Annotated in this window: 23 protein-coding genes; 4 read left to right on the forward strand and 19 right to left on the reverse strand. The window is 64.5% G+C overall.

Annotated features, from left to right (window positions below):
* Positions 1-21 precede the first annotated feature (21 nt).
* On the forward strand, positions 22-957 hold the full coding sequence (locus tag ACX93L_RS19075; RefSeq protein ID WP_459406294.1) for a sugar-binding transcriptional regulator: 936 nt from the start codon (positions 22-24) through the stop codon (positions 955-957).
* A gap of 54 nt (positions 958-1,011) precedes the next feature.
* Here ACX93L_RS19075 and ACX93L_RS19080 read toward each other — a convergent pair whose 3' ends face one another.
* From ACX93L_RS19080 to ACX93L_RS19135, 12 genes are all read right to left on the reverse strand, one after another.
* Positions 1,012-1,956: an acetamidase/formamidase family protein gene (locus ACX93L_RS19080; RefSeq protein ID WP_459406295.1), complete on the reverse strand. Its 945-nt coding sequence runs from the start codon at positions 1,954-1,956 to the stop codon at positions 1,012-1,014.
* Between the two features lie 45 nt (positions 1,957-2,001).
* Complete coding sequence (locus ACX93L_RS19085) at positions 2,002-2,991, reverse strand: ABC transporter ATP-binding protein (protein WP_459406296.1); 990 nt, start codon at positions 2,989-2,991, stop codon at positions 2,002-2,004.
* On the reverse strand, positions 2,988-4,013 hold the full coding sequence (locus ACX93L_RS19090) for an ABC transporter ATP-binding protein (RefSeq protein ID WP_459406297.1): 1,026 nt from the start codon (positions 4,011-4,013) through the stop codon (positions 2,988-2,990). Before ACX93L_RS19090 ends, ACX93L_RS19085 begins: the two co-directional genes overlap by 4 nt.
* Before the next feature lie 3 nt (positions 4,014-4,016).
* Entirely contained in the window at positions 4,017-4,988 is a 972-nt protein-coding gene (locus ACX93L_RS19095; RefSeq protein ID WP_459406298.1) for an ABC transporter permease, read from the reverse strand.
* A gap of 12 nt (positions 4,989-5,000) precedes the next feature.
* Entirely contained in the window at positions 5,001-6,026 is a 1,026-nt protein-coding gene (locus ACX93L_RS19100; protein ID WP_459406299.1) for an ABC transporter permease, read from the reverse strand.
* Positions 6,027-6,100: 74 nt separating this feature from the next.
* Positions 6,101-7,798 carry an ABC transporter substrate-binding protein gene (locus ACX93L_RS19105; RefSeq protein ID WP_459406300.1) on the reverse strand — a complete coding sequence of 566 codons (1,698 nt, stop codon included), beginning with the start codon at positions 7,796-7,798 and terminating at the stop codon, positions 6,101-6,103.
* A 75-nt stretch (positions 7,799-7,873) separates the two neighbouring features.
* Positions 7,874-8,767, reverse strand: a complete 894-nt coding sequence (locus ACX93L_RS19110) for a proline iminopeptidase-family hydrolase (RefSeq protein WP_459406301.1) — start codon at positions 8,765-8,767, stop codon at positions 7,874-7,876.
* Positions 8,768-8,798: 31 nt separating this feature from the next.
* Positions 8,799-9,389, reverse strand: coding sequence for an ANTAR domain-containing response regulator (locus ACX93L_RS19115; RefSeq protein WP_459406302.1), 591 nt, complete (start codon positions 9,387-9,389; stop codon positions 8,799-8,801).
* A complete protein-coding gene (locus tag ACX93L_RS19120; protein WP_459406303.1) occupies positions 9,386-10,561 on the reverse strand; it encodes a transporter substrate-binding domain-containing protein in 1,176 nt (391 codons plus the stop codon). Before ACX93L_RS19120 ends, ACX93L_RS19115 begins: the two co-directional genes overlap by 4 nt.
* Positions 10,562-10,930: 369 nt before the next feature.
* Entirely contained in the window at positions 10,931-11,842 is a 912-nt protein-coding gene (locus ACX93L_RS19125) for a DMT family transporter (RefSeq protein ID WP_459406304.1), read from the reverse strand.
* Positions 11,843-12,020: 178 nt separating this feature from the next.
* Entirely contained in the window at positions 12,021-13,112 is a 1,092-nt protein-coding gene (locus ACX93L_RS19130) for an FAD-binding oxidoreductase (RefSeq protein WP_459406305.1), read from the reverse strand.
* Entirely contained in the window at positions 13,102-14,355 is a 1,254-nt protein-coding gene (locus ACX93L_RS19135) for an aromatic ring-hydroxylating oxygenase subunit alpha (protein WP_459406306.1), read from the reverse strand. The genes ACX93L_RS19130 and ACX93L_RS19135 overlap by 11 nt, the downstream gene beginning before the upstream one ends.
* 165 nt (positions 14,356-14,520) lie before the next feature.
* Here ACX93L_RS19135 and ACX93L_RS19140 point away from each other — a divergent pair, with 165 nt between their 5' ends.
* Positions 14,521-15,435 carry a LysR substrate-binding domain-containing protein gene (locus ACX93L_RS19140; RefSeq protein ID WP_459406307.1) on the forward strand — a complete coding sequence of 305 codons (915 nt, stop codon included), beginning with the start codon at positions 14,521-14,523 and terminating at the stop codon, positions 15,433-15,435.
* Positions 15,436-15,486: 51 nt separating this feature from the next.
* Here ACX93L_RS19140 and ACX93L_RS19145 read toward each other — a convergent pair whose 3' ends face one another.
* From ACX93L_RS19145 to ACX93L_RS19170, 6 genes are all read right to left on the reverse strand, one after another.
* On the reverse strand, positions 15,487-16,509 hold the full coding sequence (locus ACX93L_RS19145) for an Ldh family oxidoreductase (RefSeq protein ID WP_459406308.1): 1,023 nt from the start codon (positions 16,507-16,509) through the stop codon (positions 15,487-15,489).
* A 177-nt stretch (positions 16,510-16,686) separates the two neighbouring features.
* Positions 16,687-17,778: a quaternary amine ABC transporter ATP-binding protein gene (locus tag ACX93L_RS19150; protein WP_459406309.1), complete on the reverse strand. Its 1,092-nt coding sequence runs from the start codon at positions 17,776-17,778 to the stop codon at positions 16,687-16,689.
* Positions 17,771-18,658 carry an ABC transporter permease gene (locus tag ACX93L_RS19155; protein ID WP_459406310.1) on the reverse strand — a complete coding sequence of 296 codons (888 nt, stop codon included), beginning with the start codon at positions 18,656-18,658 and terminating at the stop codon, positions 17,771-17,773. Before ACX93L_RS19155 ends, ACX93L_RS19150 begins: the two co-directional genes overlap by 8 nt.
* 109 nt (positions 18,659-18,767) lie before the next feature.
* Complete coding sequence (locus ACX93L_RS19160; RefSeq protein WP_459406311.1) at positions 18,768-19,769, reverse strand: ABC transporter substrate-binding protein; 1,002 nt, start codon at positions 19,767-19,769, stop codon at positions 18,768-18,770.
* A gap of 71 nt (positions 19,770-19,840) precedes the next feature.
* Positions 19,841-20,635 (reverse strand): pyrroline-5-carboxylate reductase family protein, encoded by a 795-nt coding sequence (locus tag ACX93L_RS19165; RefSeq protein ID WP_459406312.1) that lies wholly within the window; start codon positions 20,633-20,635, stop codon positions 19,841-19,843.
* 13 nt (positions 20,636-20,648) lie between these two features.
* The gene (locus ACX93L_RS19170; protein ID WP_459406313.1) at positions 20,649-21,278 is read right to left on the reverse strand and encodes a TetR/AcrR family transcriptional regulator; all 630 of its coding nucleotides are present in this window, start codon (positions 21,276-21,278) and stop codon (positions 20,649-20,651) included.
* A 146-nt stretch (positions 21,279-21,424) separates the two neighbouring features.
* Between ACX93L_RS19170 and ACX93L_RS19175 the strand changes: the two genes are divergently transcribed.
* On the forward strand, positions 21,425-23,461 hold the full coding sequence (locus ACX93L_RS19175) for an oxidoreductase (RefSeq protein WP_459406314.1): 2,037 nt from the start codon (positions 21,425-21,427) through the stop codon (positions 23,459-23,461).
* Positions 23,462-23,532: 71 nt separating this feature from the next.
* Here the strand turns inward: ACX93L_RS19175 and ACX93L_RS19180 are convergent, their stop codons facing one another.
* Positions 23,533-24,021, reverse strand: coding sequence for an Lrp/AsnC family transcriptional regulator (locus tag ACX93L_RS19180; RefSeq protein WP_459406315.1), 489 nt, complete (start codon positions 24,019-24,021; stop codon positions 23,533-23,535).
* A 181-nt stretch (positions 24,022-24,202) separates the two neighbouring features.
* Between ACX93L_RS19180 and ACX93L_RS19185 the strand changes: the two genes are divergently transcribed.
* Entirely contained in the window at positions 24,203-24,403 is a 201-nt protein-coding gene (locus ACX93L_RS19185; RefSeq protein ID WP_169594517.1) for a hypothetical protein, read from the forward strand.
* Positions 24,404-24,407 lie beyond the last annotated feature (4 nt).

A 24,407-nucleotide genomic window follows, 5' to 3' on the forward strand; every position in this document is an offset into this window, starting at 1 on the left:
GACATTTGTTCGGAGGGTGGTTTGGAAAATCAGGAACTGATGGTGCGGGCGTCGTGGCTCTACCATGTCGAGGGGCTGACGCAGGCGCAGATCGGCGAACGCATGAACCTCACCCGCAGGCGCGTGAACGAGCTCCTGGCCGCAGCGCTGGAGGAGGGCGTCGTGCGCATCAGCTTCGCCTCGCCGCTTTCGGAAAATGTCGAGCTGGAAGCACGATTGTGCGAGCGTTTCGGCCTTCAGGATGCAGTCGTCGCGCCGACGCCGATGGATCCGGTGCATATGCATGCCGTGATCGGACGGGCCTCGGCATCCTATCTCGACCGTCTCCTCCAGGTGCGCAAGCCGCGCTCGCTGGGTGTCGGCTGGGGGGCGACCCTGCATGAGACGGTCAAGCAGATGACGGGCGCGAACGAGCCGGAGATGCGGGTGCGCTCTCTGATGGGCGGCTTGACGCGCGGTTCCGAAATCAACACGTTCGAGATCGTCCGGAGCTTCGCCCAGGCACTCAATGCCAAGTGCCACTATTTCGCGGCGCCGATCTATGCGGGCAGCGAGGAGGCGCATACGGTCATCATGGCTCAGCCCGTCTTCCAGGAGTTCCTGCGCGACGGCTCGAATGTCGAGGTATCGTTTCTCAGTGCCGGCGATGTCACGGGCCGTTCGCTCCAGGTCCGCTATGGCCTGCCGCCGCAGGCAGATATCGGTGAACTCGTCGCGGCCGGGGCCGTGGGCGACCTTCTTGGACGCTATCTCGATGCCGAGGGCAGACCCGTCGACCATCCGCTCAATCGACAGGTCATCTCGCCGACGCTCGATGCCTATCGCGGCATTCCGAACCGCATCCTGGCGTCAGGCGGAGCGCACAAGCATGCGATCCTTCTGGCGATCCTGCGGGCCGGGCTGGCCACCACGGTCGTCACCGATGCCGAAAGCGCGCGGTTCCTGCTGGACGCTTGAACCGGTGGTCCCGGCACCACTTCATCTGCCGCGAATGTCTTTCGCCGACAGCGATTATTCGAAGACGATGCGGGGGAAGTAGAAGCTCACCACCCAGTTCGGCAGATCGACGATCTCGCTGATCCTGAGATCGGCGCAGACCGAGCAGAGCATGTAGGCGTCGACCGGGTTCAGGCCGTGCTCGGCGCAAAGCAAATCGACCATGCGCGAGACGGCGTCGCGGGCAGCGGTCATCAGGTCAGGGCCGATGCCGGTCGTCACCTCGTAGCCGGCGCCGTCGAGATGGCGGGTGACTGGTCCCGGGGTGGTGAAGCGGGGCGCGGCAAGGCGCGCATCCTTGACGAGCTCGACCTTCACTTCCACGTCCATGCGGCTCTCGATGGCGGTGCCGCAGACTTCGCCGTCGCCCTGGGCGGCATGGGTGTCGCCGATCGACAGCAGCCCGCCCTCGACCTCGACGGGGAGGTAGAGCGTGACGCCGGCGGTCAGGTCGCGGATGTCCATGTTGCCGCCGACACGGCGCGGCGGCACGACGGAATGCAATCCTGCTTCAGCCGGTGCAAGGCCGATGGTGCCGGTGAAGGGTTTCAGCGGTACGCGGCCCTTCGGTCCGAAGGCGGCCGGGGCCATCTGGTCCTTGTCATAGGTCCAGACATGCAAAGCCGGTTCCTTGAACTGGTCGGCGAGCAGACCGAAACCGGGAATGTTGGCGGTCCAGCCGAGGCCGGACGGATGAAAAGCATTGAGCGTGATCTTCAGCGCGTCGCCCGGCTCGGCGCCTTCCACGTAGACGGGGCCTGTCACCGGATTGATGCGGGAAAAATCGAGACCGGCGAGCGTGTCGAGCGTCGCGTCGGCACCGATCTGGCCGCCGGAGGAATCCAGGCATTCGAACAGGATCGTCTCGCCGGACCTGGCGACGATGGCAGGATCAAAGGCCCGGTTCCAGCCGAAATGGCTCTGGGCGCGATGGATGGTGTGGGTGCAGGCGACGCACATGGCGATGTCCTTTGTCGGTCCGTGTTCGCTTGGGAACAGCCGGTTTCAATCGAGCGGAAAATGACAGGCAACCCGCCGTTCGGCGGAAATGGAGACAAGCTCCGGCCTCTTTTCGCGGCAGAGATCCTGCGCATAGGGGCAGCGGGTGGAGAACTTGCAGCCTGAAGGCGGCGAGAGCGGGCTCGGGATTTCACCCGACAGCAGGATCCGCTCGCGCTTGCCCCTGTTGTGGGGCTGCGGAATGGCCGAGAGCAATGCACGGGTATAGGGGTGGTGCGGCCGGGCATAGAGCCCTTCCGTCTCGCCGGTTTCGACGATGGAGCCGAGATACATGACGGCAACGCGCGTCGAGACATGGCGCACCACGGCGAGGTCGTGGGCGATGAAGACATAGGTGAGGTTCAGCCGGTCGCGCAATTCGCCGAAGAGATTGACCACCTGCGCCTGGACCGAGACGTCGAGGGCAGAAACCGGTTCGTCGGCGACGATCAGCTTCGGCTCTACCGCAAGCGCGCGCGCGATGCCGATGCGCTGGCGCTGGCCGCCGGAGAATTCGTGGGGATAGCGGTCGAGATATTCGCGGCGCAGGCCGACGAGTTCCATGAGCTCGTGCAGCCGCTCCCCGACGGCGGCGCCCTCGCGTATGCGGTGAACCTCGAGGACTTCGGAAAGCATGTCTCGGACGCGCCGGCGCGGATTGAGCGAGGCGGACGGGTCCTGGAAGATCATCTGCATCTTGCGGCGCACCGGCTTCAACGCGACGCTTCCGGCCTTGCCGATCTCCTGCCCGTCGAAGGTGAGTTCGCCGGAGGTGATGTCGTAAAGGCGGGTCAGGCAGCGGCCGAGAGTGGACTTGCCACTGCCGGATTCGCCGACGAGCCCCAGCGTCTCTCCCGGAAAGACGTCGAGGTCGATGGTGTCGACCGCATGGAGGACGCGGCCGGAGCCGGGCAGGATGGTCTTGCCGACGACGAAGTTCTTGGTGAGCCCCCGGGCCTTGAGCAACGGCGTCGCCGCAGTGGTTTCGGCGCTCATGCTATTTCCTCCAGGGGAAGGGCGGTCCGGCGGAGTGCCGGCCGTTCGTCGTCGCCGATGACGCAGAGCGCCGTCTGGTCGCCGGCCCTTTGCAAGGGCGGTCGCTCGGCGCAGGCCGATCGGGCAAAAGCGCAGCGCGGCGCAAAACCACAGCCCGAGGGAATGGTCTCGGGCGTCGGCGGCATTCCCGGGATCGAGCGAAGCTTGTCGAGCCGCGCGCCGGTGAGCGGCGGGATGGAGGCCATCAGCCCCCAGGTGTAGGGATGGAGCGGTGCCGAGAACACGTCCTCGGTGCGCCCTCGCTCGACGATGCGGCCGGCATACATGACGGCCACCTGTTCGGCGACTTCGGCCACGACGCCCATGTCGTGAGTGATGAGGATGATGGCGGAGCCGAAATCCTTGCGCAGCCTGAGCAGAAGGTCGAGCACCTGGGCCTGCACGGTCACGTCGAGCGCCGTCGTCGGCTCGTCGGCGACGAGAAGGGCCGGGTTGCAGGAGAGCGCCATGGCGATGACGGCGCGCTGGCGCATGCCGCCGGAGAGCTGGTGCGGATAGCGGTCGACCGCTTCGCCCGGATTGGAGAGGCCGACTTCACCCAGCAGTTCGATGGCGCGGCGGCGCGCCGCGCGCGCTGAGATCGCCTCGTGGGCGCGGATCTGCTCGGCGATCTGCCAGCCGATGGTGTAGACCGGCGTCAAGGCCGTCATCGGATCCTGGGAGATGAGACCAATCTCCCGCCCGCGGATCGCCCGCATCCGGCTCGCCGGCAGATCGAGGATGGGCCTGCCCTTGAAGGAGACGGCACCGTCGACGCGAGTGGTCTTGGCGTCGTGCAGGCCGAGCAGAGACAGCAGCGTTACGGACTTTCCGGAGCCGGATTCGCCGACGATCGAGAGGATCTCGCCCTCGTGGACGCGGAAGGAGACGTCGCGCACGGCGGGGACCATGCCGCGGTCGGTGGCAAAGGATACCGACAGGCCGTCGACGTCGAGAAGGATGGGTTTGTCCGTGGAGCTCATGGCTCAGTTCCCCCTCACGCGCGGATCGATCAGGACATAGACGACGTCGACCAGGGCGTTGGCTACGACGACGAAGAAGGAGGCATACATGACGGTGCCGAGGATCATCGGCAGGTCGAGGTTGAGGAGCGCCTGATAGGTCAGGCGGCCGACGCCGTTCAGACCGAAGACCACTTCCGTGAGAAGGGCCGCGCCGCCCACCAGCACGCCGAAATCGAGCCCGAACATGGTGACGAAGGGAATGAGCGAGGTGCGAAGCGCATGCCGCAGCATGACACGCGCCGGCGACAGGCCCTTGGCCCGGGCGGTGCGGATGAAATCCTCCTGATAGGCTTCCACCAGGTTTGCCCTCAGCACTCGGCCGTAAATGCCGATATAGAGGGCGGCCAGCGTGAACCACGGGATGACCAGCGTCTTGAACCAGCCGACCGGATCCTGCATCAGCGGCTTGTAGCCCAGCGCCGGCACCCAAGAGAACAGCCAGGTGTCGTGGAAGCGGCTCTGGCTGATGAGGTTCATCACCTCGCCCAGCCAGTAGACCGGCATGGAGACGCCGATCAAAGCGAGCGCCATCAGGCCGCGATCCACCAGCGTGTCGCGTGTGAGCGCGGCCAGGACGCCCACGAGAATGCCGCCGGCGATCCAGAGCACCGCGGCGCCGGCGACCAGCGACAGCGTCACAGGCGCGGCCGCGGCGACGGCCGGCACGATGCGGTAGCCGCGATTGACGAAGGAGGTGAGATCCTGCGTCACGAAGAGCCGGTTCATCATGATGGCGTATTGCACCGGTAGCGGCCGGTCGAAACCGAATTCCTTGCGGATCGCCTCGACGGTTTCCTGGGAGGCGTTGCGGCCGGCCAGTCGTGCGGCGGGGTCCGAACCCGGCGTCGCGAAGAAGATGAGGAAGACCAGGGCGGAGATGCCGAACATGACGAAGAGCATCTGGCCGAGGCGCTGCAGGACGGAGAAAAACATCTGGAAGGCTCCTCAGACCAGCTTGGTGCGCGGATCGAGCGCGTCGCGCAGGCTGTCGCCCAGCACATTGAGCGAGAGCACGGTGAGCACGATGGCGATGCCGGGCGCCAGCGCCACCAGCGGCCGCGTGTAGAGCAGCGTCTGTCCGTCCTGGATGATCGTGCCCCAGCTTGCATCGGGGGCCTGCACGCCGATCGACAGGAAGGAGAGCGAGGATTCGGTGATGATGTTGAGGCCCATCATCAGCGGCACGAAGACGATCAGCATGGTCGCGACATTGGGCAGGATGTCGTGCAGCAGGATGCGCCATGAGGGGATGCCCAGCCCGCGCGCGGCGAGCACGAATTCGCTTTCCCGGAGCGCCAGGACCCGGCCGCGCAGCGGGCGTGCGACATAGGGTACGTAGATGATGCCGATGATGAAGATCGGCAGCGCGAGACTGTCAGCGCCGATCTCGATCGGCCCGATGACGATGCCGTTGGAAATCAGCACGATCGAGAGCGAGATGGCGAGGAGATAGACGGGGAAGGCCCAGAGAATATCGAGGATGCGCGACAGGACGTTGTCCACCCAGCCGCCGAAGAAACCGGCGGAAATGCCGACGAGTGCCGCGAGACAGAGACAGATGGCGGTGGCGGCGGCTGCGATGAACAGCGAGTTGCGGCCGCCGTAGAGAAGGCGGGCGGCGACGTCGCGTCCTTGCGTATCGGCGCCGAGTAGGTATTGCGGACCCCAGGTCGGACCGATCGGGGTGACCCCGAGGCCGAGGCCTTCGGTGGAGGCCTGCATAACCTTCACGCGCTTGCCGTCGAGCATGATGCGGGCGCTCAAGTTGGAGCGGAAAGGGTCGGTGCCGGCGACGTATCCGGCATAGAGCGGGGCGGCGAGGCTCGCCAGCACGATCAGCAGGAGGACGGCCGCAGCCACGAGCGTCGCGCGGTCGCGCTTCAGGATGTGCCAGGCGCGGCGCCAGGGCCCGGAAGACGGGCGCGCGGCGACGGGCGCCTCGACGCGGATGGTCTCAGTAACGTCGGTCATCTGTTCCCCGGGAAGCCGAGTTGGGTTTGTGGGCGGCAGGAAAACCCGCCGCCCACCGATTGCTCAGCCAGGTGTCACTGCACCCAGGACTGGGAGACGATCCAGCGATTCTGCTTGTTGAACACGTAGTTGCCGAGGCGGGCCGAGGTGAAGTTCACGCTCTTCGGGGTGAAGAGCGGTGCGAGCGGCGCCTGTTCCATGAAGCCCTTGTCGATCTCGGCCCACTTGGCGTTGGCGCCCTCGGGGTCGGTCAGCGCAAGGGTCATCGCTTCCTTCATCTTGGCGTCGAGATCCTTGTTGCAGTAGCCCGCCATGTTGATCGAGGCGTCGCTGCCGGGCGTGAACGAGGCGCAGGACAGCAGCACGTTGAGGAAGTTCGACGCTGCCGGATAGTCCATGTACCACTGCGAAACGCTGATCTGGACGTTGTTGTTGGTGTTCTGGATGTAGGTGAACTGGATGTTCGGCGAGACAGCCTTCATCGAGGCGTCGTAGCCGAGGTCGGTCAGCACGCTCTGGATATAGGTGCCGATGCCGCGCGAGGTGGCATTGTCCTCGGCGATCACGGTGACCTTCTGGCCCTTGGTGCCGGATTCCTCGATCAGTGCCTTGGCCTTGTCCATGTCGGGGCCGGCCCATTCCGGTCCGGGTTCAGCCGAGTAGATGCAGTCATCGACATGTCCGGGGAAGTCAGGCGGCAGGATCTGGCAGGTCGGCTGGGCGAGCGCTTCGCCGCCGAACAGGCCGACGAGCGCGTCACGGTCAAGCGCGTAGTTCACCGCCTGGCGCACCTTGACGTTGTCGAAGGGGGCGAGGTTGGTGTTCATCGGCGCGTACCAGAAGGCCGCCAGCGGATCGAGATGAACCTGGCTTGCGTATTTCGCACCGATTTCCGGCAGGCGGTCCGCCGGCGGCGTGTCGTACATCCAGTCGATCTGACCGTTGATGATCGCGTTGATCGTCGCTTCTTCCGTCAGGCCGAACTTGTAGACGATCTCGTCGGCAAAGCCGTCCGGCTGGGCGTCCGCACTCCATTCCTTGAAGTGGGGATTGCGCTTCATGACCAGCTGTTCTGTCGGGTTGTAGCTGTCGAAATAGTAGGCGCCGGTGCCGGGGATCGGCGTGGTGCCGGCGTCGGCGGCCGGCGCGTCGGCGGGCAGGATCGAGGCATGCGGCACGGCGAGTTTCGAGAAGATCTCCGAATCCGGCGCGACGAGGTTGATGGTCACGGTGCCGGCCGCATCGTCTCCGACGACGCCGCCTTCGAGCGTGCAGGTCTCAGCCTCGGCCATGCATTTGTCTGCACCGACGATGCCACTGTAGAAGCTGCCCATGGTCGGGCCCTTGACCTTGAAGATGCGCTGGAACGAGGCGACCACGTCGGACGGCATCAGCTCCTTGCCGTTGGAGAACTTGATACCCTTGCGGATCTTGAAGACATAGGTCTTGCCGTCATTGGTCGGCTCCGGGATCGCCTCGGCGATCGACGGCACGATCTCGAAACCTTCGGTGCCGCCAGCCTGCTTGAACTTGACGAGGCCGTCATAGGTCATCTGGTAGAGCTGCCAGAACTGGGCGGTGTAGTTGATCATCGGGTCGATCGTGCCGGCGGCCGAAACGGCGGCGAGCGTCATCGTGCCGCCCCGGTGCTTGGCCATGAGCTCGGCGCGGTCCTCGGCGAACACGGCGCCTGACAGCGCCGTCTGTGCGAGCAGTACGCCGGCGGCAAGGAGACCGGCGCGGCGGACGAAGGGTTTCAGGTATATCGTCATGATGCAGTTTCCCTCTGGTTTTTTAGGTGGTTGTCGATCGCGCCCTTTGCCGGACGGCTTGTTGTTCTCAAATGCTCATGGTGCCTTGTCGTCGAGGAAGGCGGCGACTTCGGCCATGCAGGCTTCACGCTCCTCGACATGCGGCATGTGGCTCGACTGTTCGAAGATGCGCCAGCGCACGTCGGGGATCTCGTCCGCATAGGGCTGGACGCAGGCTTCAGTTGCTTCGTCATAGCGGCCGGAGATCAGAAGCGTCGGTGCGGAGATGGTCGAAAGGCGACCGACGATCGACCAGTCCTTCATCGTGCCGATGACATGGAATTCGTTCGGGCCGTTCATCGTGTGGTAGACCGTCGGGTCGGTGGCGATCGCGTCGAAGGTCCGCTTGACCTCCGGTGGCATGGGCACGACCCGGCAGACATGGCGCTGGTTGAAGACGTCGGTCGCCTCCATGTATTCGACGCTGTGGGTGGTCTCGGCCTGTTCGTGCTTCAGCAATGTCGCCTGGACCTCGGGGGGCAGGGCCTCGCGCAGCCGGTTGGCCTCGGAAATCCAGGTCTTCATGGCTGCCGGGGAGTTGGCGATGATGAGTGCCTTGAGACCCGCCGGGCGTTCGACAGCGAATTCGGCGGCAAGCATGCCGCCCCAGGACTGGCCGAGCAGGCAATAGGCGTCGCGGATACCGAGATGGTCGATCAGGTTGTGCAGTTCGGTCCGGAAGAACGGGACGGTCCAGAAGTCGCCGCCCTTTTCCGGCAGATGGGTCGACTTGCCGTTGCCGACCTGGTCGTAGTGGATCACGGCGCGGCCGGTCGAAGCGATGTCCTTGAAGCTGTCGACATAGTCATGCGTGCAGCCCGGTCCGCCATGGGCGACGATGAGCGGCGGCTTGTCGGAGCCGAGATCGCCTGTGATCCGGTACCAGGTCTTGTATTCGCCGTAGGGCGCATAGCCTTCAGTGATCGACACGTGTCGTGCTCCTTATCAACTTCGTTCTGTCTCAGGCGCCGCTCTTGGTGCGGCGATCGTCGCGGCAGATGGCCTCGGCGGTTTCCTCGATTGTCATGCCCCAGTCCATGGCGATCTTACGCAGCCGTTTCCAGGCACCCGCCTCGTCGAGCCGCTCCTGCTGCAGAAGCTTCAAGATGGCGCGCACGACGATGGGCCGTTGGCGCAACCTGTCTTCGAGTGCCCTGATGTCGTCGGCCTGACTGCGGGTGATCTGATAGGCATGGGCGGCGATCAGCAGCGCGCTGTAGGCGCCGGTCGAGCCGATGGGTTTCAGCAGATGGGCGTTGGAGCCCTGGGCCAGCGCCCATTCGACGCGGCCGGGTGCCTCCGAGCCTATGAGGGCGATCATCGGCATCGGCGCAAAGCCGCGGGGCCAGGGAAATTGGCCGTCATGTCCCATGTCCGCGTCGAAGAAGACGACGTCGCAGTCTGCATCCGCGCCGTCGACTTGCGGCCAGACCACGCTGACGCGGATATGCAGGAGCTCGAGCTGTCGCTTCAGCGCATCCACGGAGGGATGGTCGCGGTGGAGGATGACGGCATGCCAGCTGGCAAGGGCAAGGCGGTCGGCGCGGCTCATTTGATCACCTTCAGCGTGTTGCCGGACGTCGGTCCGGCCGCATCCGTGCCGCCGGTGGCCAAGGGGCGGGCGAGCGAGCGCACCAGATAGGGATCGGCCTCGACGGGGCCGGGAGCGCTGTGGAAGATGTCGAATTCACCCTCCGCATTGGAGAGGCCGATATGCGGCCGCAATGCCGCGTGATGGGTGCGCGGATCGATCGACACCGGACCGACGGGCGTGTCGAAGAGACGTGAGGTGACGACGCGGCGGACCGCTTCCGGTGCGTCGGTCGCCGCATCGGCGATTGCCCGGGCGAGGATCGACACGCTCATATAGGCCGCGACGAAAGAGGTTGTCAGTCGCCGCTCGCTGCCGTGGCGGAGTGCCATGCGTGTCTTGAAATCGTGGTTCTCCGGGGTGTCCAGGCCGTTGAAGTAGGGCGCGGACGAAATGTGGCCTGCGCGGGCGGAGGGAGGCAGACCGTCAAGTTCGATCTCCGACAGGTTGCAGGCGACGACCGGCGGCGCGGACGGGATCCTGCCGCGAAGCGTATCATAGGCGCCGAGAAAGGCGGTCGACGATTCACCGACCAGATTGCTCAGGATGAAATCAGGCTTCTTCTGCTCGATCTCGGCGATCAGGTGGTCAACCTCGACCGAGCCGAGCGGCACGAAGCGATCGGACACCACCTGTCCGCCTGCGGCTTCGGCGATCTCCCGGGCGATACGGCTGATCTCCCAGCCCCAGATATAGTTGGAACCGACGATGAAGGGACGGCGACCGTAGCGGGGCAGGACATGCTCGAACAGCGGCAGGAGGTGCTGGTTCGGGCAGGCACCGAGATAGATGGCGCTGTCGCTCGCCTCGTAGCCCTCGTAGGGAAAGGCATACCAGAGCAGCGCGCCGTGACGCTCGATTGCTGGCAGGACGTCCTTGCGGCTCCAGGAGGTGATGGTTCCGATCACATGGCGGCATCCGTGCTGGCGGATGGCCGCCTCGGCGAGCAGCGCATAGTGCTCGGCGCGACCGGCCGGATCGTCGATCTTCGGCTCGATGCGAAAGGGGATGCGGGCATCGGCATTGACCTCGGAGATCGCCGCCATGGCACCGGCGACGGCTTCCCGACCGAGCGCCGCATAGGCTCCGGTAGTCGAATAGAGGAGGGAAACCGGGACCGTTTCGCGCTTCATCGCGAGTACACTCCCGACTGCGGTAACCCGCGACCCTCTGCGTTCATCGGCACTTCCCATGGCATCATTGCCCGGTTCCCGTCCACGCTTGCGCCCCACTTGACCGGTTGCGGCCACACGGAACAAAAAAAGCCCCGCACCGCGTGTCTCGCGGTATCGGGGCTCGTTTGCCGTCGGCAGCTCCTGCCGTTTTCTGAATGAAAGCTAGGATATGGCTGCATTGTAGTCAAACGGTTTGTTTGCCTAAAACTTGGCCAATGGTGCCGCTTTCCGGTTCTCGCTGCCTCTTCCGTAGCGCCGGTGCGGACTTCTTACAGGGACTCGAACGAAATTGCGTCGCGCGGACTGCGCCGGCGTTCGGGCCGTCGATCAGCGCCGGTCCCTCCGTCGTCCCTCCATCGCCGCCATGGCGGCGCCGGCGAGCACCAGCGGGAGGGCGATCAGGAAGGCGGTGGAGAGCGGTGCGCGGAAGATCACCAGATCGGCGAGCACCGGCCAGACGATCGCAAGATATTCGAAGGGGGCGAGCCGGGAGGCTTCGGCATGGCGGAAGGCGAGCGTCATCGCAATATGGGCGAGGCCGCCGAACAGGCCGGCCAAAACAAGCAGAAGCAGGCCGTGGGCATCCGGCATCACCCATCCAAAGGGAAGCGTGGCGATCCCACCCAGCATCGAGGCCACCACGAAGTAGAAGGCGATCGCGCCGGGGCTTTCGCTTCGGCTGAGGCTGCGCACCATGATCAGTGCGCAGGCCGTCAGCAGCCCCATCAAAAGGCCGAAGACGTAACCCCAGATCCTGTCGGCATCCGCCGTCCCGTTGCCGATCTCCGGCCAGACCAGCGCCAGAACGCCGCAGAGGCCGAGCAGGACCCCGCCGACGCGCCAGACGGTCAGGCGCTCGGACAGCAGGACGACGCCGGCAAGACCGGTGAAAGCCGGCGAGAGATAACTTATGAGGGTCGCCTCTGCGAGCGGCAGGCGCGCGATCGAGGCAAAGGAGGCGAACATGGCGGCGGCTCCGAAGCCGGAGCGCACCAGGTGGCCGAAGGGTCGCTTGGTGGCGAGGCCGCCCGGAAATTCGCCGCGCAGCGACAAGAAGGCGACGAGCGGGATGAGGGCGAAGGCGGAGCGAAAGAAGACGATCTGGCCGAGCGGCACGTGTCCGGACAGCGCCTTGACGAAAACCGCCATCGCGGCAAACAGGAGCCCGGAAAGGATCCTGAGGCCGATCCCGAGGGCTGGTCGCTCGAGACCCCAGGGCGAATTGTCCGTCGTCGTCATATGCTCAGCTCCCGGCCCTCTCGCTCCGGCGGCCGAGAGAATCAGTCGCCGGTCTTCGGGTCGCGCGGCTCGATAGCACAGTTTGGCGTGGCTGACGCAAGATCCTCCCGTTTCCGGGACGTGCCGTTTTGTCGGCGTCGTCCCCGGCACGCCTCGCCCGAGGTCTCTCGGCAGGCCTCTACCGTTCGATCACCAGATCGCTCAGCGGTCGGGAGCAGCAGGGGAGGAAGAGCCCGGAGTCGATCTCGCGCTGCCGGATGCCGCCATTGTGCTGCATGTCGACGGAACCGGACAGGAGCTTCGATTTGCAGGTGCCGCAGATCCCGTTGGCGCAGGACGACGGGATGCGGATGCCGGCCTTTCTTGCGCAGGACAGGACCGTCTGCTCTTCGGGGACGTCGATCGTGCGCCCCTGCTTCGAAAAGGCCACCGCGAAGGTTCTTGCGCCGGCCGGTTCGGCTGGCGCCTCGACGGTGTCGTCGATCACCGCGGTGTCAAAACTCTCCTCGACATAGTTCGATGCGGGCGCACCGAGTTCGCCGACGATCGAACGGGCGGTGGCCATGAACGGGGCGGGGCCGCAGCACATCACGATGCGTCCGGCGATGTCGGGCACCGCGAGCCGCAGATAGTCGGCCGATATGCGACCCGACAAACCCGGCCAGGACGGCTCGCCGGTCCGGTCCTCGGGCAGGAAATGCAGCCGCAATCCCTTGATCTTCTCCGCCAGACCGACGAGTTCGCCGCGGAAGATCAGGTCGCGGGGCGTGCGCGCCGCATGCAGGAAGACGACGTCGGCGTCCTCGCAGGTGTCGGCCATGTCGCGCAGCATCGACATCATCGGCGTGATGCCGGAGCCGCCCGAGAGCAGCAGGAACCTGTTGCCGGGGCGGTCGGTACGGACGAAGCGGCCGAGCGGACCGTTGGCCTTCACCCTTGCACCGGCCGCCAGATTGTCGTGCAGCCAGTTGGACACCTTGCCGCCGGCAACGCGCTTCACCGTCACGGAAAAGGCGTTGGCGCGGCGCGGCGAGGACGAGATCGAGTAACAGCGGCTCTCGACCGCGTCGTCGATCTCGAAGTCGAAGAGGAAATACTGCCCCGCGTCGAAGACAAAGCTCCGATTGTCGGCTGACGCGAAGGTGAAGGTCTTCACGTCGTGGGTCTCCTGGTGCACGCCGATGCAGACGAGCGTGTCGTCGAGCTCCGGGTTCCAGAGTTCCGCCCGCCGGCCGGTTTTCAGGGGCGTTCCCGTGCTCTTAATATCCATTGGCGCGCATCCGGTCGATGTACCACGAGGCGAACTTGTCGAGGTTGGTTTCGGAGAAGCGCGAATAGGGGCCGGGCACATAGGCCGGATCCTTGACGCCGGCATGGGAGCGGGCCACCAGCTCGGCATCCTGGTCGGTGGTGGCCAGCCAGACGCTGGTGAGCTTGTCGAAATCATAGTCGACGCCTTCGACCGCGTCCTTGTGCACGAGCCACTTGGTCCGCACCAGGGTCTTGTCGGCCGACAGCGGGATGACGATGGCGATGACCGCGTGATCGCCCATGAAGTGGTTCCAGCTGTTGTGGCCCCAAAGGTGGGTATCGCCGGTGTCCTTGCGGGTCATGTGGCCGAGCAGCTTCGAGGAGGCTGCCGTCGCGTCGGGGGTCTGGCTCTCGCCGGCGCCGGAGATGATCAGGCGCTGGGTGCGGAAGTTGGTCACGCAATCGGAGAGGCGCTCGACGGCCTTCGACGGATAACCCTCCGCTTCCCAGTTCTCGGTCCGGCGGGCATAGAGCGCTTCATGTTCCCGTGCCACTTCCCTGTCCTCGGGGCTCAGGCTGTCGGGATCGAAGCCGAAGTCGAGGTCGATGAAGGATACGCACAGTTCCGGATGGTTGGCGGAACAGTGATAGCATTCGCGGTTGTTCTCGATCGTCAGCTTCCAGTTGCCCTCCTCGATCACATCCGCCTGGTGGGCGATCCGCGCATTGGCGATGTCATAAGGTGCCAGCCGCTCCGCCATGACTTCGGCGAGGTATTCGATGTCCTCCGGCGGGTCGTCCGAGAGGCAGGCATAGATCAGGCCGCCGATCAGCCGGAAGGCGACCGGCTTCAGGCTCTTGCAGCTCTTGTCGAAGTCGGCGCCCATGTGGGGGGCGTAGGCAAGCTCGCCCGACAGTTCATAGGTCCACTGGTGATACGGACAGACGAGCTTCGAGACGACCGTCGGGCCCGGATCGAGAATGCGGGCGCCGCGGTGGCGGCAGACATTGCGCACGACCCGGATCGCCGCGTCGTCGTCGCGCAGGATGATGAGGCTCGAAGTGCCGATGTCCACGACGGTCGCGTCGCCGGGTTCCGGCACGTCGCATTCGAGACCGATGCAGATCCAGTGCTTGCGGAAGAAGACGTCCATGTCGGCTTCGAAGACGTCCTGGCGGGTGTAGAGGCCGGCCGGCAGCGAATGGCCGTCGGCTCTCGCGTCGAGCAGGGCGGAAATGGAGGAAGCGAAGGTTTGCAGCATAATCAGGCCTCATGATTTGATGGCCGATCATTTCTTGACGAATACCAGATCTCAACGGCATAAATGGGCCGCAGTTGCATAAAGAAATGTAATGCGAAAATCTGCCCGTAGGCGAGGTCCGATTTCCGTGGTCGATCGGGAAGGAATGAGGAGGATGGGGCGAGAATGGTGCGGTTCCGGCGAAAACTGCCGCCTTTGACGGGGTTGACGGCCTTCGAGGCCGCTGCGCGGCTTTTAAGTTTCACCAAGGCGGCGACCGAGCTTGGGGTTACCCAGGCTGCGGTCAGCCGGCAGATCCATCTCATCGAGGAGGGGCTCGGCTTTCCGCTGTTCCGGCGGCTGCATCGCCGGATCGAGCTTACCGACAAGGGGCGTGCGCTTTCCTCGTCGACGAGCGCGGCCTTCACGCTTATTGCCGAGACGATCGACGACATTACCCGGGAGGAGACGGCCGACGGGCTGACGATCTCGGCGAGTGTCGCCTTCTCGCATTTCTGGCTGCTGCCGAAGATCGCGTCCTTTTCCAGGGCCTGCCCCGGCGTCGCGCTCCGCATCGTCTCGCAGGACAACAATGCCGCGTTCGACGCCGGTGATGTCGACTTGGCGATCCGCTATGGCAATGGCATGTGGCCGGACGGGCGGGCGGAACTGCTGTTCGACGACGAGGTCTTTCCGGTCTGCACCCCGGATTATGCGGAAAAGCTCGGCGAGCATCCGGATCTCGCCGAGCTCGTGCGCCACCCGCTGATCAGCTACGATAGCGAGGATCCGAGCTGGACGGGATGGGACGAGTGGCTGGCGGCCTTTTCGATGACGCCGCCGAAACGCTTATCCGGCATGCGCTGCAGTTTCTACACCGAGGCGATCTATGCGGCGCTGAACGGCCAGGGCATCGTCCTCGGCTGGCGGCGGCTGGTGCAGAACCTCCTCGACCAGAAGGCGCTGGTGCGGGTGACGGGTCAGTCGATCGCCACCCGGAACGGCTACTTCGTCGTCGCGCCGCCGCGAAGCGCGCGGAACGAGCGCGTGCGCGAGTTCGTGGCATGGCTGAAGGCCGAGGCGCAGGGCTCCGTTTCCTGACGGAGAGAGAAGACGGCGCGACCCGACGCGTGCGCCGGCGGATGCCGAGACTCAGCGGTCCGGGACGGCGCCGACCAGATCGGCGAAGCCGCTGATCTCCGCGAGCAGATCGCCGTCGATCGGCAGCATTCCGGTTTCACCGACGTCCGACGGGGTCTGCCCGCCGGGGATGTGCACGCCCATGGCCCGCAGCCGCTCGAACTGGGCGGCGACGCGTTCGGCAAAGTCGGGATTGGCAGCGACCGGAGAGATGGCGACGATGGTCATGCCGGCTGCAGGTGTCTGGTTGCCGGTGCGAAAATCGGGGGAATCGAGCGACCACGCGGCGCCTGACAGACCGGCCGAAAGGACCTCGACGAGGAGCGCTATGTTCGCGCCCTTGTAGCCGCCGAAGGGCAGGAGCGCGCCGAGCACGGCCCGTGCCGGGTCGGTGGTGAGCGCGCCGGTCTCGTCGACCGCCCAGCCAGGCGGGATTGTCCGGTTCTCGCCGGCGGCACGGGCGATGTTGACGAAGGCGGTGGCGCTCGTTGCCTGGTCGATCACCAGCGGGGGCAATGGGGAGGGCAGGGGCGCGCCGAAGGCGAGCGGGTTCGTGCAGTAGACGCGGCTGCCACCTTCTGCCGCCGCCATCAGGGCCGGCCCGTTCGAGCCGGCGATCGACAGCAGTCCGTCCTGCGCCAGCCGGCGGACGTAGTAGCCGAGTTCGCCGGCCGTGTAGCTGTTCTTCTGCGTGAAGACGGCCACGCCGAAGGTGCGGACGCGATTGGTGAAGTCGTCGTAGATCTGGTCGAAACCGAGCTGGGCGATGCCGCCGTCCGCATCCGCGTGGATCACTGCCGGCAGGACGTGATCGAAGCGGGGGTGGGCCTTGCCGGCGATCCTCCCGTCACGGATGCTGTGCAGATAATCGAGGAAATGCGGAAAACCCATGCCGGGGCGCCCGGAACAGGCCGCCGACAGCGTGGCGTCCGCCAGGGCATTGGCCATGGCCGGGCTTGCGCCGGCGCCGAGACAGGCGTCGTAAGCGAGACGGCGTCCATCCCTGATCGATATGCTCTTCATCTGTCCGGACATCGGGGCTCCAATGCAGCGTAGGGGAGAGGTGAAAGGTCAGGGCAACAGAGAGGTTGCTGTCGCCGATGACACCGGGCCGGCAGGTGCCTTGCCATCGGGGAGGGTAGGGAGTTTCCCCGGGGCGGGATGGCGCCCCGGGGTCGTCTTCATATGGTCATGCCGTTCAAGGTCGTCCGGTCACACCGCCAGCGCCGGCGTGGCATCGTGTCGATGCCCGGTCTCCTGGGCATTGACCATAGCGGCGGCTAGTTTTCGGAACGTGACGGAGCCGATTGGTTTTCCGTCTGGTGTCGTGACGATGACGTCGCCGTCTGGGGCGGCTGCGAGCATGCGGACGGCCTCCTCGACGGTGGTGCCGGCGGTGATGGTGGCGCGTCCTTCGGGACGGGCTGCGGTGACGGCCGGGTCGAGGGGCGTCATGACCGCCTCGACATGGACGACGCGGCCGCGGTTCACCTCCTTGACGAAGTTGGCGACATAGTCGTCGGCGGGGCGCAGCACGATGTCCTGGCTGGTGCCCTGCTGGATGATCTCGCCGTCGCGCAGGATGGCGATCTGGTCGCCGAGCCTTAGCGCCTCGTCGAGGTCATGGGTGATGAAGACGATGGTCTTCCTGATCTCCTTCTGGATGTCGAGAAGCACGGTCTGCATGTCGGTGCGGATCAGCGGGTCGAGGGCGGAATAGGCCTCGTCCATCAGCAGGACGGGCGCGTCGTTGGACAGCGCCCGGGCCAGTCCGACGCGCTGCTGCATGCCGCCGGAGAGCTGGTTGGGGTATTTCTGCTCGAAGCCTTTCAGCCCGACGCGCTCAAGCCAGCGCATGGCGATCTCGACGGCGGCCTTGCGCTCGATGCCCTGGACCTCAAGGCCGAAGACGGTGTTGTCGAGCACGCTGCGATGGGGCAGCAGCGCGAACTTCTGGAACACCATGGCGGTCTGGTGGCGGCGGAACTCGCGCAGCTCGTTCTCGTTCATCTTGACGACGTCGACGCCGTCAACCAGCACCTCGCCGGCGGTCGGGTCGATCAGCCGGTTGATATGGCGGATCAGCGTCGACTTGCCGGAGCCCGACAGGCCCATGACCACCTGGATGCAGCCCGAGGGGATCTCGATGTTGATGTCGCGCAGGCCCAGCACATGGCCGTGGCGGTCGTTGAGCTCGGCCTTGGTCATGCCGTTGTGGACGGCCTCGACATGGGCGGCCGGGTTGGGGCCGAAGATCTTGTAGAGGTGGCGGACCTTGATGCCGCCGAAGGCGTGATCAGCCATGGACGATCTCCCGATGCTTCTGGAGCCGCTTGCCATAGGCCTGGCTGACCCGGTCGAAGATGATGGCGATGCCGACGATGGCAAGGCCGTTGAAGATGCCGAGCGTGAAGTACTGGTTGGCGATCGCCTTCAGCACTGGCTGGCCGAGACCCTGGACGCCGATCATCGAGGCGACGACGACCATGGCGAGTGCCATCATGATGGTCTGGTTGATGCCGGCCATGATGGTCGGCAGCGCCAGCGGCAGCTGGACCTTGAAGAGCTTCTGGGACTTCGAAGTGCCGAAGGCGTCGGCGGCCTCGAGCACGTCCTTGTCGACGAGGCGGATGCCGAGGTCGGTGAGGCGGATCATCGGGGGAATGGCGTAGATGACGACGGCGATCAGGCCCGGAACCTTGCCTATGCCGAGCAGCATGACGACGGGGATCAGGTAGACGAAGCTCGGCATGGTCTGCATGACGTCGAGGATCGGGTTGACGATCCGCTGGATCCGGTCGGAGCGGGCCATCAGGATGCCGATCGGAATGCCGATGGCGATCGACAGAAGGGTGCAGACGAAGATCATCGAGATCGTCCGCATGGTGTCGTCCCACATGTCGAAGTAGCCGATCAGGAGCAGGGTCACGAGACAGCCGAGAACGATCTTCAGGCTGCGGCTGGCGAACCAGGCGATCACCAGGATGATCAGGGTGATGATCGGCCAGGGCGTCTTCGTCATGAAGCGGTCGGCGGCGATGAGGAAGTGCTGCAGCGGGGTAAAAAGCGTCTCGATCTGTTCGCCATAGGCGCGGGTGAAGCCCCGGAAGCCGTCATCGATCGCCTTCTTCAGATTGCGCAGCGCCTCGTCGTCCATGTGCGGGAATTTGTAAAACCAGTCCATTCGGTTCCCCTTCTGTCAAAGAAACCCGCCGTCGTTGTTGTTGTCTTTGTACGGTTTCGGTGGCGGGTGCGAAGCGGTGCGCGTTGCCGCGCACCGCAGGCCTCAAGGCTCAGAGAGCAGCCTCGATCTTGGCGGCGGCCTCCGGGGTGACCCACTTGGTCCAGATGTCCTTGTTCTCTTCCAGGAAGTGCTTGGCGCCGTCTTCGCCGCTCGCCTGGTTGTCGGTCATCCAGGCCATCAGCCCACCCAGCGTCTGGTTGCTCCAGGAGCGCTTGTTGAGATAGTCCATGACCTCCGGGCCTGCCTTTTCGGAGAAGGGCTTGGCGACCAGGGTGACGATGGTGTCGACCGGCCAGGCATTCGGCTTGGGATCGGCGCAGTCGGCAACCGTGTTGCAGCGCTTCCATTCGGCCGGGTCGTTCTCGGCGCCGTAGTCGAGGCGGACCATCTCGTACTTGCCGAGAAGGGCGGTCGGTGCCCAGTAGTAGCCGACCCAGCCTTCCTTGCGCTCATAGGCCTTGGCGATCGAGCCGTCGAGGCCGGCGGCCGAGCCGGTGTCAACCAGCGTGAAGCCGGCCTTCTCAGCCTCGAACGCCTTGTAGAACTGCGAGGTCACCACCGTGCCGCCCCAGCCCTGCGGGCCGTTGAAGATGGCGCCCTTGGAGGGATCTTCCGGATCGGGGAAGAGTTCCGGATGCTTCAGCATGTCCGGGATCGTCTTGATGTCGGGATGGGCGTCGGCGATGTACTTCGGAATCCACCAGCCCTGCACGCCGCCGTCCGGCAGCGGCGAGCCGACCTTGATGATACGGCCTTCTTCCGTACCCTTCTTCACGACGTCCGGCAGAAGGTCGATCCAGGCTTCCGGTGCAATGTCCGGCTGACCCTTCTCCGCCATCGAGGTGATCGTCGGAACCGTGTCCCCGACCGTGATCTCCGCCTCGCAGCCATAGCCCTCGTTCAGGATGATCTTGTCGAGGTTCGAGATCACCTCCGCACTCTGCCAGTTCATGCTGGCAATGGTCACGCTGCCACAATCCGCGGCGCTGGCGACCGAGGCTCCACCCAGCAGGCCAAATACCAGGCAGGTCGATGAAAGAAGAGTCTTCATTGCAGTTCCCTCTGTCTTGGCGGCATCTGAAAGAACGAGCGGGGTGCCGCGAGAACCCGCCCCAACGGTTGTCAGGAGGCGTCTCCCATACTTACCGATTTCTTGAATGCGGCTCGAAGCCCGTCGGCGACGGCGCGGTCGAACCCGCCGGCCCGCATCGTCTCGATGGCGGCGGCCGTGGTTCCGCGATAGTCGAGGAAGGTCTTGACCGTCTCGGCCGGGTCCTCATCGCGGCGCTCGAGCAGCCGTCCGGTTCCGATGAGCACCGTGTTTACGGCGCGCCAGGCCGTCGCTTCCGGCAAGCCGTGGGCGATTGCGTCCGCCATCATGGCCCGCGCGAGCAGGGCGGGAAAGGCCGGCCCGGAGCCGGTCAGGCCGGTCAGGTAGTCGATATCAGCTTCGCCGGAAACCTCGTCCTCGATGCCGCAGGCGCCGAAGATCATGCGCGCGGTGGCGCGATCCTCGGCGGTCGCTGCCGGCGAGGTGGTCCAGGGTGTATAGGACCGGCCGACCTCCGCTGCCGCGTTGGGCAATGCGCGAATAACACGGTCGGTCGCATGGATGGCCGAGAGCTGGTCGATCCGGATGCCCGCCATGACGGATATGAGGAGCCTGCCTTCCACGTTCACGGGAATGGCCGGCCAGTCCTCCGGGCGGACGGAGAGAATGACGACGTTCGAGCGATCGACAAGGGCCTGGTTGTCGGCCGTCCAGAACGCGCCTTCAAAACGGTCAGGCCTGTTGCGGCGATAGGAGAGGGAAAGATGGCCCGGCTCGATCGCGCCGGTGTCGAGGAGTGCTGCGCCGATCGCTCCGCCCAGCCAGCCGTTGCCTCCGATGATGCCGATGCGCTGCGTTGCCGTCATCCCCGCCTCCGTCTCAATCAGGCCTGTAGCCGTGGCGGGCAAAGAAACGATCGAGTTCTCTCTGCTGGGGTACCTCGCCGGTGTAGATCGCGATATATTCGGGAATACGCTTCATGCGCAGGGCTATGTCCTCGTTCGACTGCATGGAGATGTAGCCGATCTGGACGAGGTAGGTTGTTCTGGCGCGGACATCGGCGGTGTTTTCCGCGTGCCCGAACCGCATGAACATGCGCTTCAAGGCTTCGAGCCGGATCTGGTCCGCCTGCCGAACTTCTGCGAGAAGATCATCCGACTGCAGCGCCCAACTGCGAACCGCGAATTCGAACTTCGAATCGAAGATCTCCTCGTTCAGCCAGCAGTCGAAAACGTTGAGCATCGCTTCGGCGAGGGATTCCGCATAGGCCTCCGACTGCCGGACGATGCCGCCCGTGTTCTTGTCGCGCCATCGGCCGACCAGGGCGTCGAGCAGTTCCACGCGATCCTTGAAAAACCAATAGAAGCTTGTGCGTGAGAGGTTCAGCCGCTTTGCAAGCGGCAGGATCTTCACCGAATCCACGCCCGACTCCAGAAGGGCTTCGTAGGCCGCTTCAAGCCAACCTTCCTGCGATCCGCGCCAGCCGGTGTCGTTCAATGTCTGGTCCATGGCCAGTCTCCTAACAAATTGTGAACGGCCGCACAAGAAAAATGTACAAGAGTGTCCATGAAGGTGACTGTGTTGTTTTCATTATTGACACACATGTACATTTTGCCTAGCGTCGGCGCCGTCAGTTCTAATTCGGAGCACGGCGCATGTCGAACGATCCTCTACTTCAGCCCTTTCAACTCAAGCATTTGAAGCTGCGCAACCGCATCATCGTGACGTCCCACGAACCGGCTTATCCGGAAGACGGGATGCCGAAGGAGCGCTACCGCGCCTATACCGTCGAGAGGGCCAAGGGCGGTGTCGCCATGACCATGACCGCGGGTTCGGCCGCGGTGTCGAAGGACAGTCCGCCGGTCTTCAACAATCTGCTCGCCTACAAGGATGAGATCGTTCCGTGGGTCAGGGAAATGACCGACGCGGTGCACGAGCAGGGTTCGGCGATCATGATCCAGCTCACCCATCTCGGCCGGCGCACGCGCTGGGACAAGGGAGACTGGCTGCCGGTCGTCGCACCTTCGCATCACCGCGAGGCCGCTCACCGCGCTTTCCCCAAGAAGCTCGAGGACTGGGACATCGAGCGTATCATCAAGGATTTCGCCGATGCCGCGGAACGCATGAAGGCCGGCGGCATGGACGGGGTCGAGCTCGAGGCCTACGGCCACCTGATCGACCAGTTCACCTCGCCACTGACCAATGAACTCGACGGTCCCTATGGCGGCTCGCTCGACAACCGCATGCGCTTCTGTTTCGACGTCTTTCGGGCCATGCGCGAAAGGGTCGGCAACGATTTCATTCTGGGCGTGCGCTACACGGCGGACGAATGTCTTCCCGGCGGTACCGGCAAGGCGGAGGGGATGGAAATCTCGAAGCGCCTCAAGGAAAGCGGCCTGATCGACTATCTCAACGTCATTCGCGGACATATCGACACGGATCCGGGCCTCACCGACGTCATCCCGATCCAGGGCATGGCGAGTGCGCCCCATCTCGATTTCGCCGGCGAAATCCGCGCGGCGACGAACTTCCCGACCTTCCATGCCGCCAAGATCCAGGATGTCGCGACCGCGCGTCACGCGATCGCCTCCGGCAAGGTCGACATGATCGGCATGACGCGGGCTCACATGACGGACCCGCACATCGTCCGCAAGATCATCGAAAAGCGCGAGGACGATATCCGTCCCTGCGTCGGTGCAAACTACTGTCTGGACCGCATCTACCAGGGCGGGCTCGCCTTCTGCATTCACAATGCGGCGACCGGCCGCGAGCAGACCATGCCGCATGTGATCGCCAAGGCCGAGGTCCGCAAGAAGGTTGTGATCGTCGGTGCCGGTCCGGCCGGCCTGGAGGCTGCCCGTGTGGCGGGCGAGCGCGGGCATGACGTCGTGGTTTTCGAGGCCGCCAGCAATCCGGGCGGGCAGATCCGGCTCACCGCACAGAGCCCGCGCCGCAAGGAAATGATCAGCATCATCGAGTGGCGCATGGCGCAATGCGAGAAGCTGGGCGTGGCCTTCCGCTTCAATACCTGGGCCGAGGCGGAAACGATCGAGGCGGAAAAGCCGGACGTCGTCATCATCGCCACCGGTGGCCTGCCGCATACGGAAATGCTGTCGAAGGGCAACGAGCTGGTGGTTTCGTCATGGGACATCATCTCCGGCGACGTCAAACCCGGTACCAACGTGCTGATTTTCGACGACGCGGGCGATCATGCGGCTCTGCAGGCGGCCGAGTTCATCGCCAATTCCGGAGCCAAGGTCGAGGTCATGACGCCTGACCGATCGTTTGCGCCGGAAGTCATGGCGATGAACCTCGTGCCCTATATGCGCTCGCTTCAGAAGCAGGACGTGACCTTCACCGTCACCTATCGCGTCGAGGCGGTCGAGCGGGACGGAAACGGACTGATCGCCCATGTCGGCAGCGACTATGGCGGCGTGTCCAAACAGCGGGCCGTGGACCAGGTCGTCATCAACCACGGCACCATTCCGCTGGATGACCTCTATTTCGAGCTCAAGCCGAAGTCGAGCAACCAGGGTGCCGTTTCCTACGAACAGCTGATTGCCGGCGAGCCGCAATCGGTCGTCCGCAACGGCGACGGTGGCTTCCAGCTCTACCGCATTGGTGACGCGGTTGCTGCGCGCAACACGCATGCGGCGATCTATGATGCGCTTCGTCTGGTGAAGGACATCTGACAAGACAAAGGGCGGGTCCTGCGGCCCGCCCTCCTCTCATTCTCGGGGATCGTGAAATGGACGGTCACCCGTCAGCCGGCGGCGTTGATCAGGTTGCCGCGGCCTTCCTTGATGGTCTCCATCGCGACGTTGGTCGAGGTGCTGGCGACGAAGGGAAGGGAGGAGATCCTCTCGCCCAGCACGTGGCGGTAGCGCCGGATGTCGCGGGTGCGGATCTTCAGGAGGTAGTCGAAGCGGCCGGCAATCATGTGGCACTCCTCGACTTCCTGAATCTTCTTCACGGCCGCGTTGAAGCTCTTTAGCGCCTCTTCGTGGGTGTGGGTCAGCTTCACTTCGGCGAAGGCGACATGGTCGAGGCCGAGCTTGGACGGATTGAGGATCGCGGCGAAGCCTTCGATATAGCCTTCCTCGACCAGTTTCTTGAGACGAAGCTGGCACGGCGTCTTCGACAGGCCTACCCGTTCGGCGAGATCGGTGATCGAAATCCGTCCCTCTTCCGTGACGACTTCGAGGATCCTGGTATCCAGTCTGTCAAGTTCACTATTTTGATGGCTTGCCATGGTCTTTTCTATTCAAAATCACCCATTAAAATAGAGAAATATCGCAAAAATTCGCAAAATCAAGTGAGAATGAATTCGCTGAGCGGTATATTGTTCCAGCGGGTCACTCGAAGCGCCGACGGGAGAGCCGGGCAGCGGTTTCGTCGCGGACGCGAGCAGCCCCGAACGACAGGGATCATCAATGCACGGGACCGAATTCGAAGCGGGTGACAAACCCGAATTGCTGGCTCACTATCGCCCCCTGGCACTGAAGGCGGTGGCGGCCGCGCTCGCTCTGAGGCGTGCGGAGCCGACGGGTCCGTCGATCCGTGACACGGAATATTCCGGACCGTATCTTCTGGACGACGACGCGGGCGAGCCCGGTCCCTCGTTCATCCGCTAGACAA

The organism is Rhizobium sp. CAU 1783 (assembly GCF_054551725.1).

Bases quoted from the DNA above. Each gene is read 5' to 3' on its own strand.
- ACX93L_RS19080 (WP_459406295.1), bottom strand. From the start codon at position 1,956: ATGTGCGTCGCCTGCACCCACACCATCCATCGCGCCCAGAGCCATTTC.
- ACX93L_RS19085 (WP_459406296.1), bottom strand. From the start codon at position 2,991: ATGAGCGCCGAAACCACTGCGGCGACGCCGTTGCTCAAGGCCCGGGGG.
- ACX93L_RS19090 (WP_459406297.1), bottom strand. From the start codon at position 4,013: ATGAGCTCCACGGACAAACCCATCCTTCTCGACGTCGACGGCCTGTCG.
- ACX93L_RS19095 (WP_459406298.1), bottom strand. From the start codon at position 4,988: ATGTTTTTCTCCGTCCTGCAGCGCCTCGGCCAGATGCTCTTCGTCATG.
- ACX93L_RS19100 (WP_459406299.1), bottom strand. From the start codon at position 6,026: ATGACCGACGTTACTGAGACCATCCGCGTCGAGGCGCCCGTCGCCGCG.
- ACX93L_RS19105 (WP_459406300.1), bottom strand. From the start codon at position 7,798: ATGACGATATACCTGAAACCCTTCGTCCGCCGCGCCGGTCTCCTTGCC.
- ACX93L_RS19115 (WP_459406302.1), bottom strand. From the start codon at position 9,389: ATGAGCCGCGCCGACCGCCTTGCCCTTGCCAGCTGGCATGCCGTCATC.
- ACX93L_RS19120 (WP_459406303.1), bottom strand. From the start codon at position 10,561: ATGAAGCGCGAAACGGTCCCGGTTTCCCTCCTCTATTCGACTACCGGA.
- ACX93L_RS19125 (WP_459406304.1), bottom strand. From the start codon at position 11,842: ATGACGACGACGGACAATTCGCCCTGGGGTCTCGAGCGACCAGCCCTC.
- ACX93L_RS19130 (WP_459406305.1), bottom strand. From the start codon at position 13,112: ATGGATATTAAGAGCACGGGAACGCCCCTGAAAACCGGCCGGCGGGCG.
- ACX93L_RS19135 (WP_459406306.1), bottom strand. From the start codon at position 14,355: ATGCTGCAAACCTTCGCTTCCTCCATTTCCGCCCTGCTCGACGCGAGA.
- ACX93L_RS19140 (WP_459406307.1), top strand. From the start codon at position 14,521: ATGGTGCGGTTCCGGCGAAAACTGCCGCCTTTGACGGGGTTGACGGCC.
- ACX93L_RS19145 (WP_459406308.1), bottom strand. From the start codon at position 16,509: ATGTCCGGACAGATGAAGAGCATATCGATCAGGGATGGACGCCGTCTC.
- ACX93L_RS19150 (WP_459406309.1), bottom strand. From the start codon at position 17,778: ATGGCTGATCACGCCTTCGGCGGCATCAAGGTCCGCCACCTCTACAAG.
- ACX93L_RS19155 (WP_459406310.1), bottom strand. From the start codon at position 18,658: ATGGACTGGTTTTACAAATTCCCGCACATGGACGACGAGGCGCTGCGC.
- ACX93L_RS19160 (WP_459406311.1), bottom strand. From the start codon at position 19,769: ATGAAGACTCTTCTTTCATCGACCTGCCTGGTATTTGGCCTGCTGGGT.
- ACX93L_RS19165 (WP_459406312.1), bottom strand. From the start codon at position 20,635: ATGACGGCAACGCAGCGCATCGGCATCATCGGAGGCAACGGCTGGCTG.
- ACX93L_RS19170 (WP_459406313.1), bottom strand. From the start codon at position 21,278: ATGGACCAGACATTGAACGACACCGGCTGGCGCGGATCGCAGGAAGGT.
- ACX93L_RS19175 (WP_459406314.1), top strand. From the start codon at position 21,425: ATGTCGAACGATCCTCTACTTCAGCCCTTTCAACTCAAGCATTTGAAG.
- ACX93L_RS19180 (WP_459406315.1), bottom strand. From the start codon at position 24,021: ATGGCAAGCCATCAAAATAGTGAACTTGACAGACTGGATACCAGGATC.
- ACX93L_RS19185 (WP_169594517.1), top strand. From the start codon at position 24,203: ATGCACGGGACCGAATTCGAAGCGGGTGACAAACCCGAATTGCTGGCT.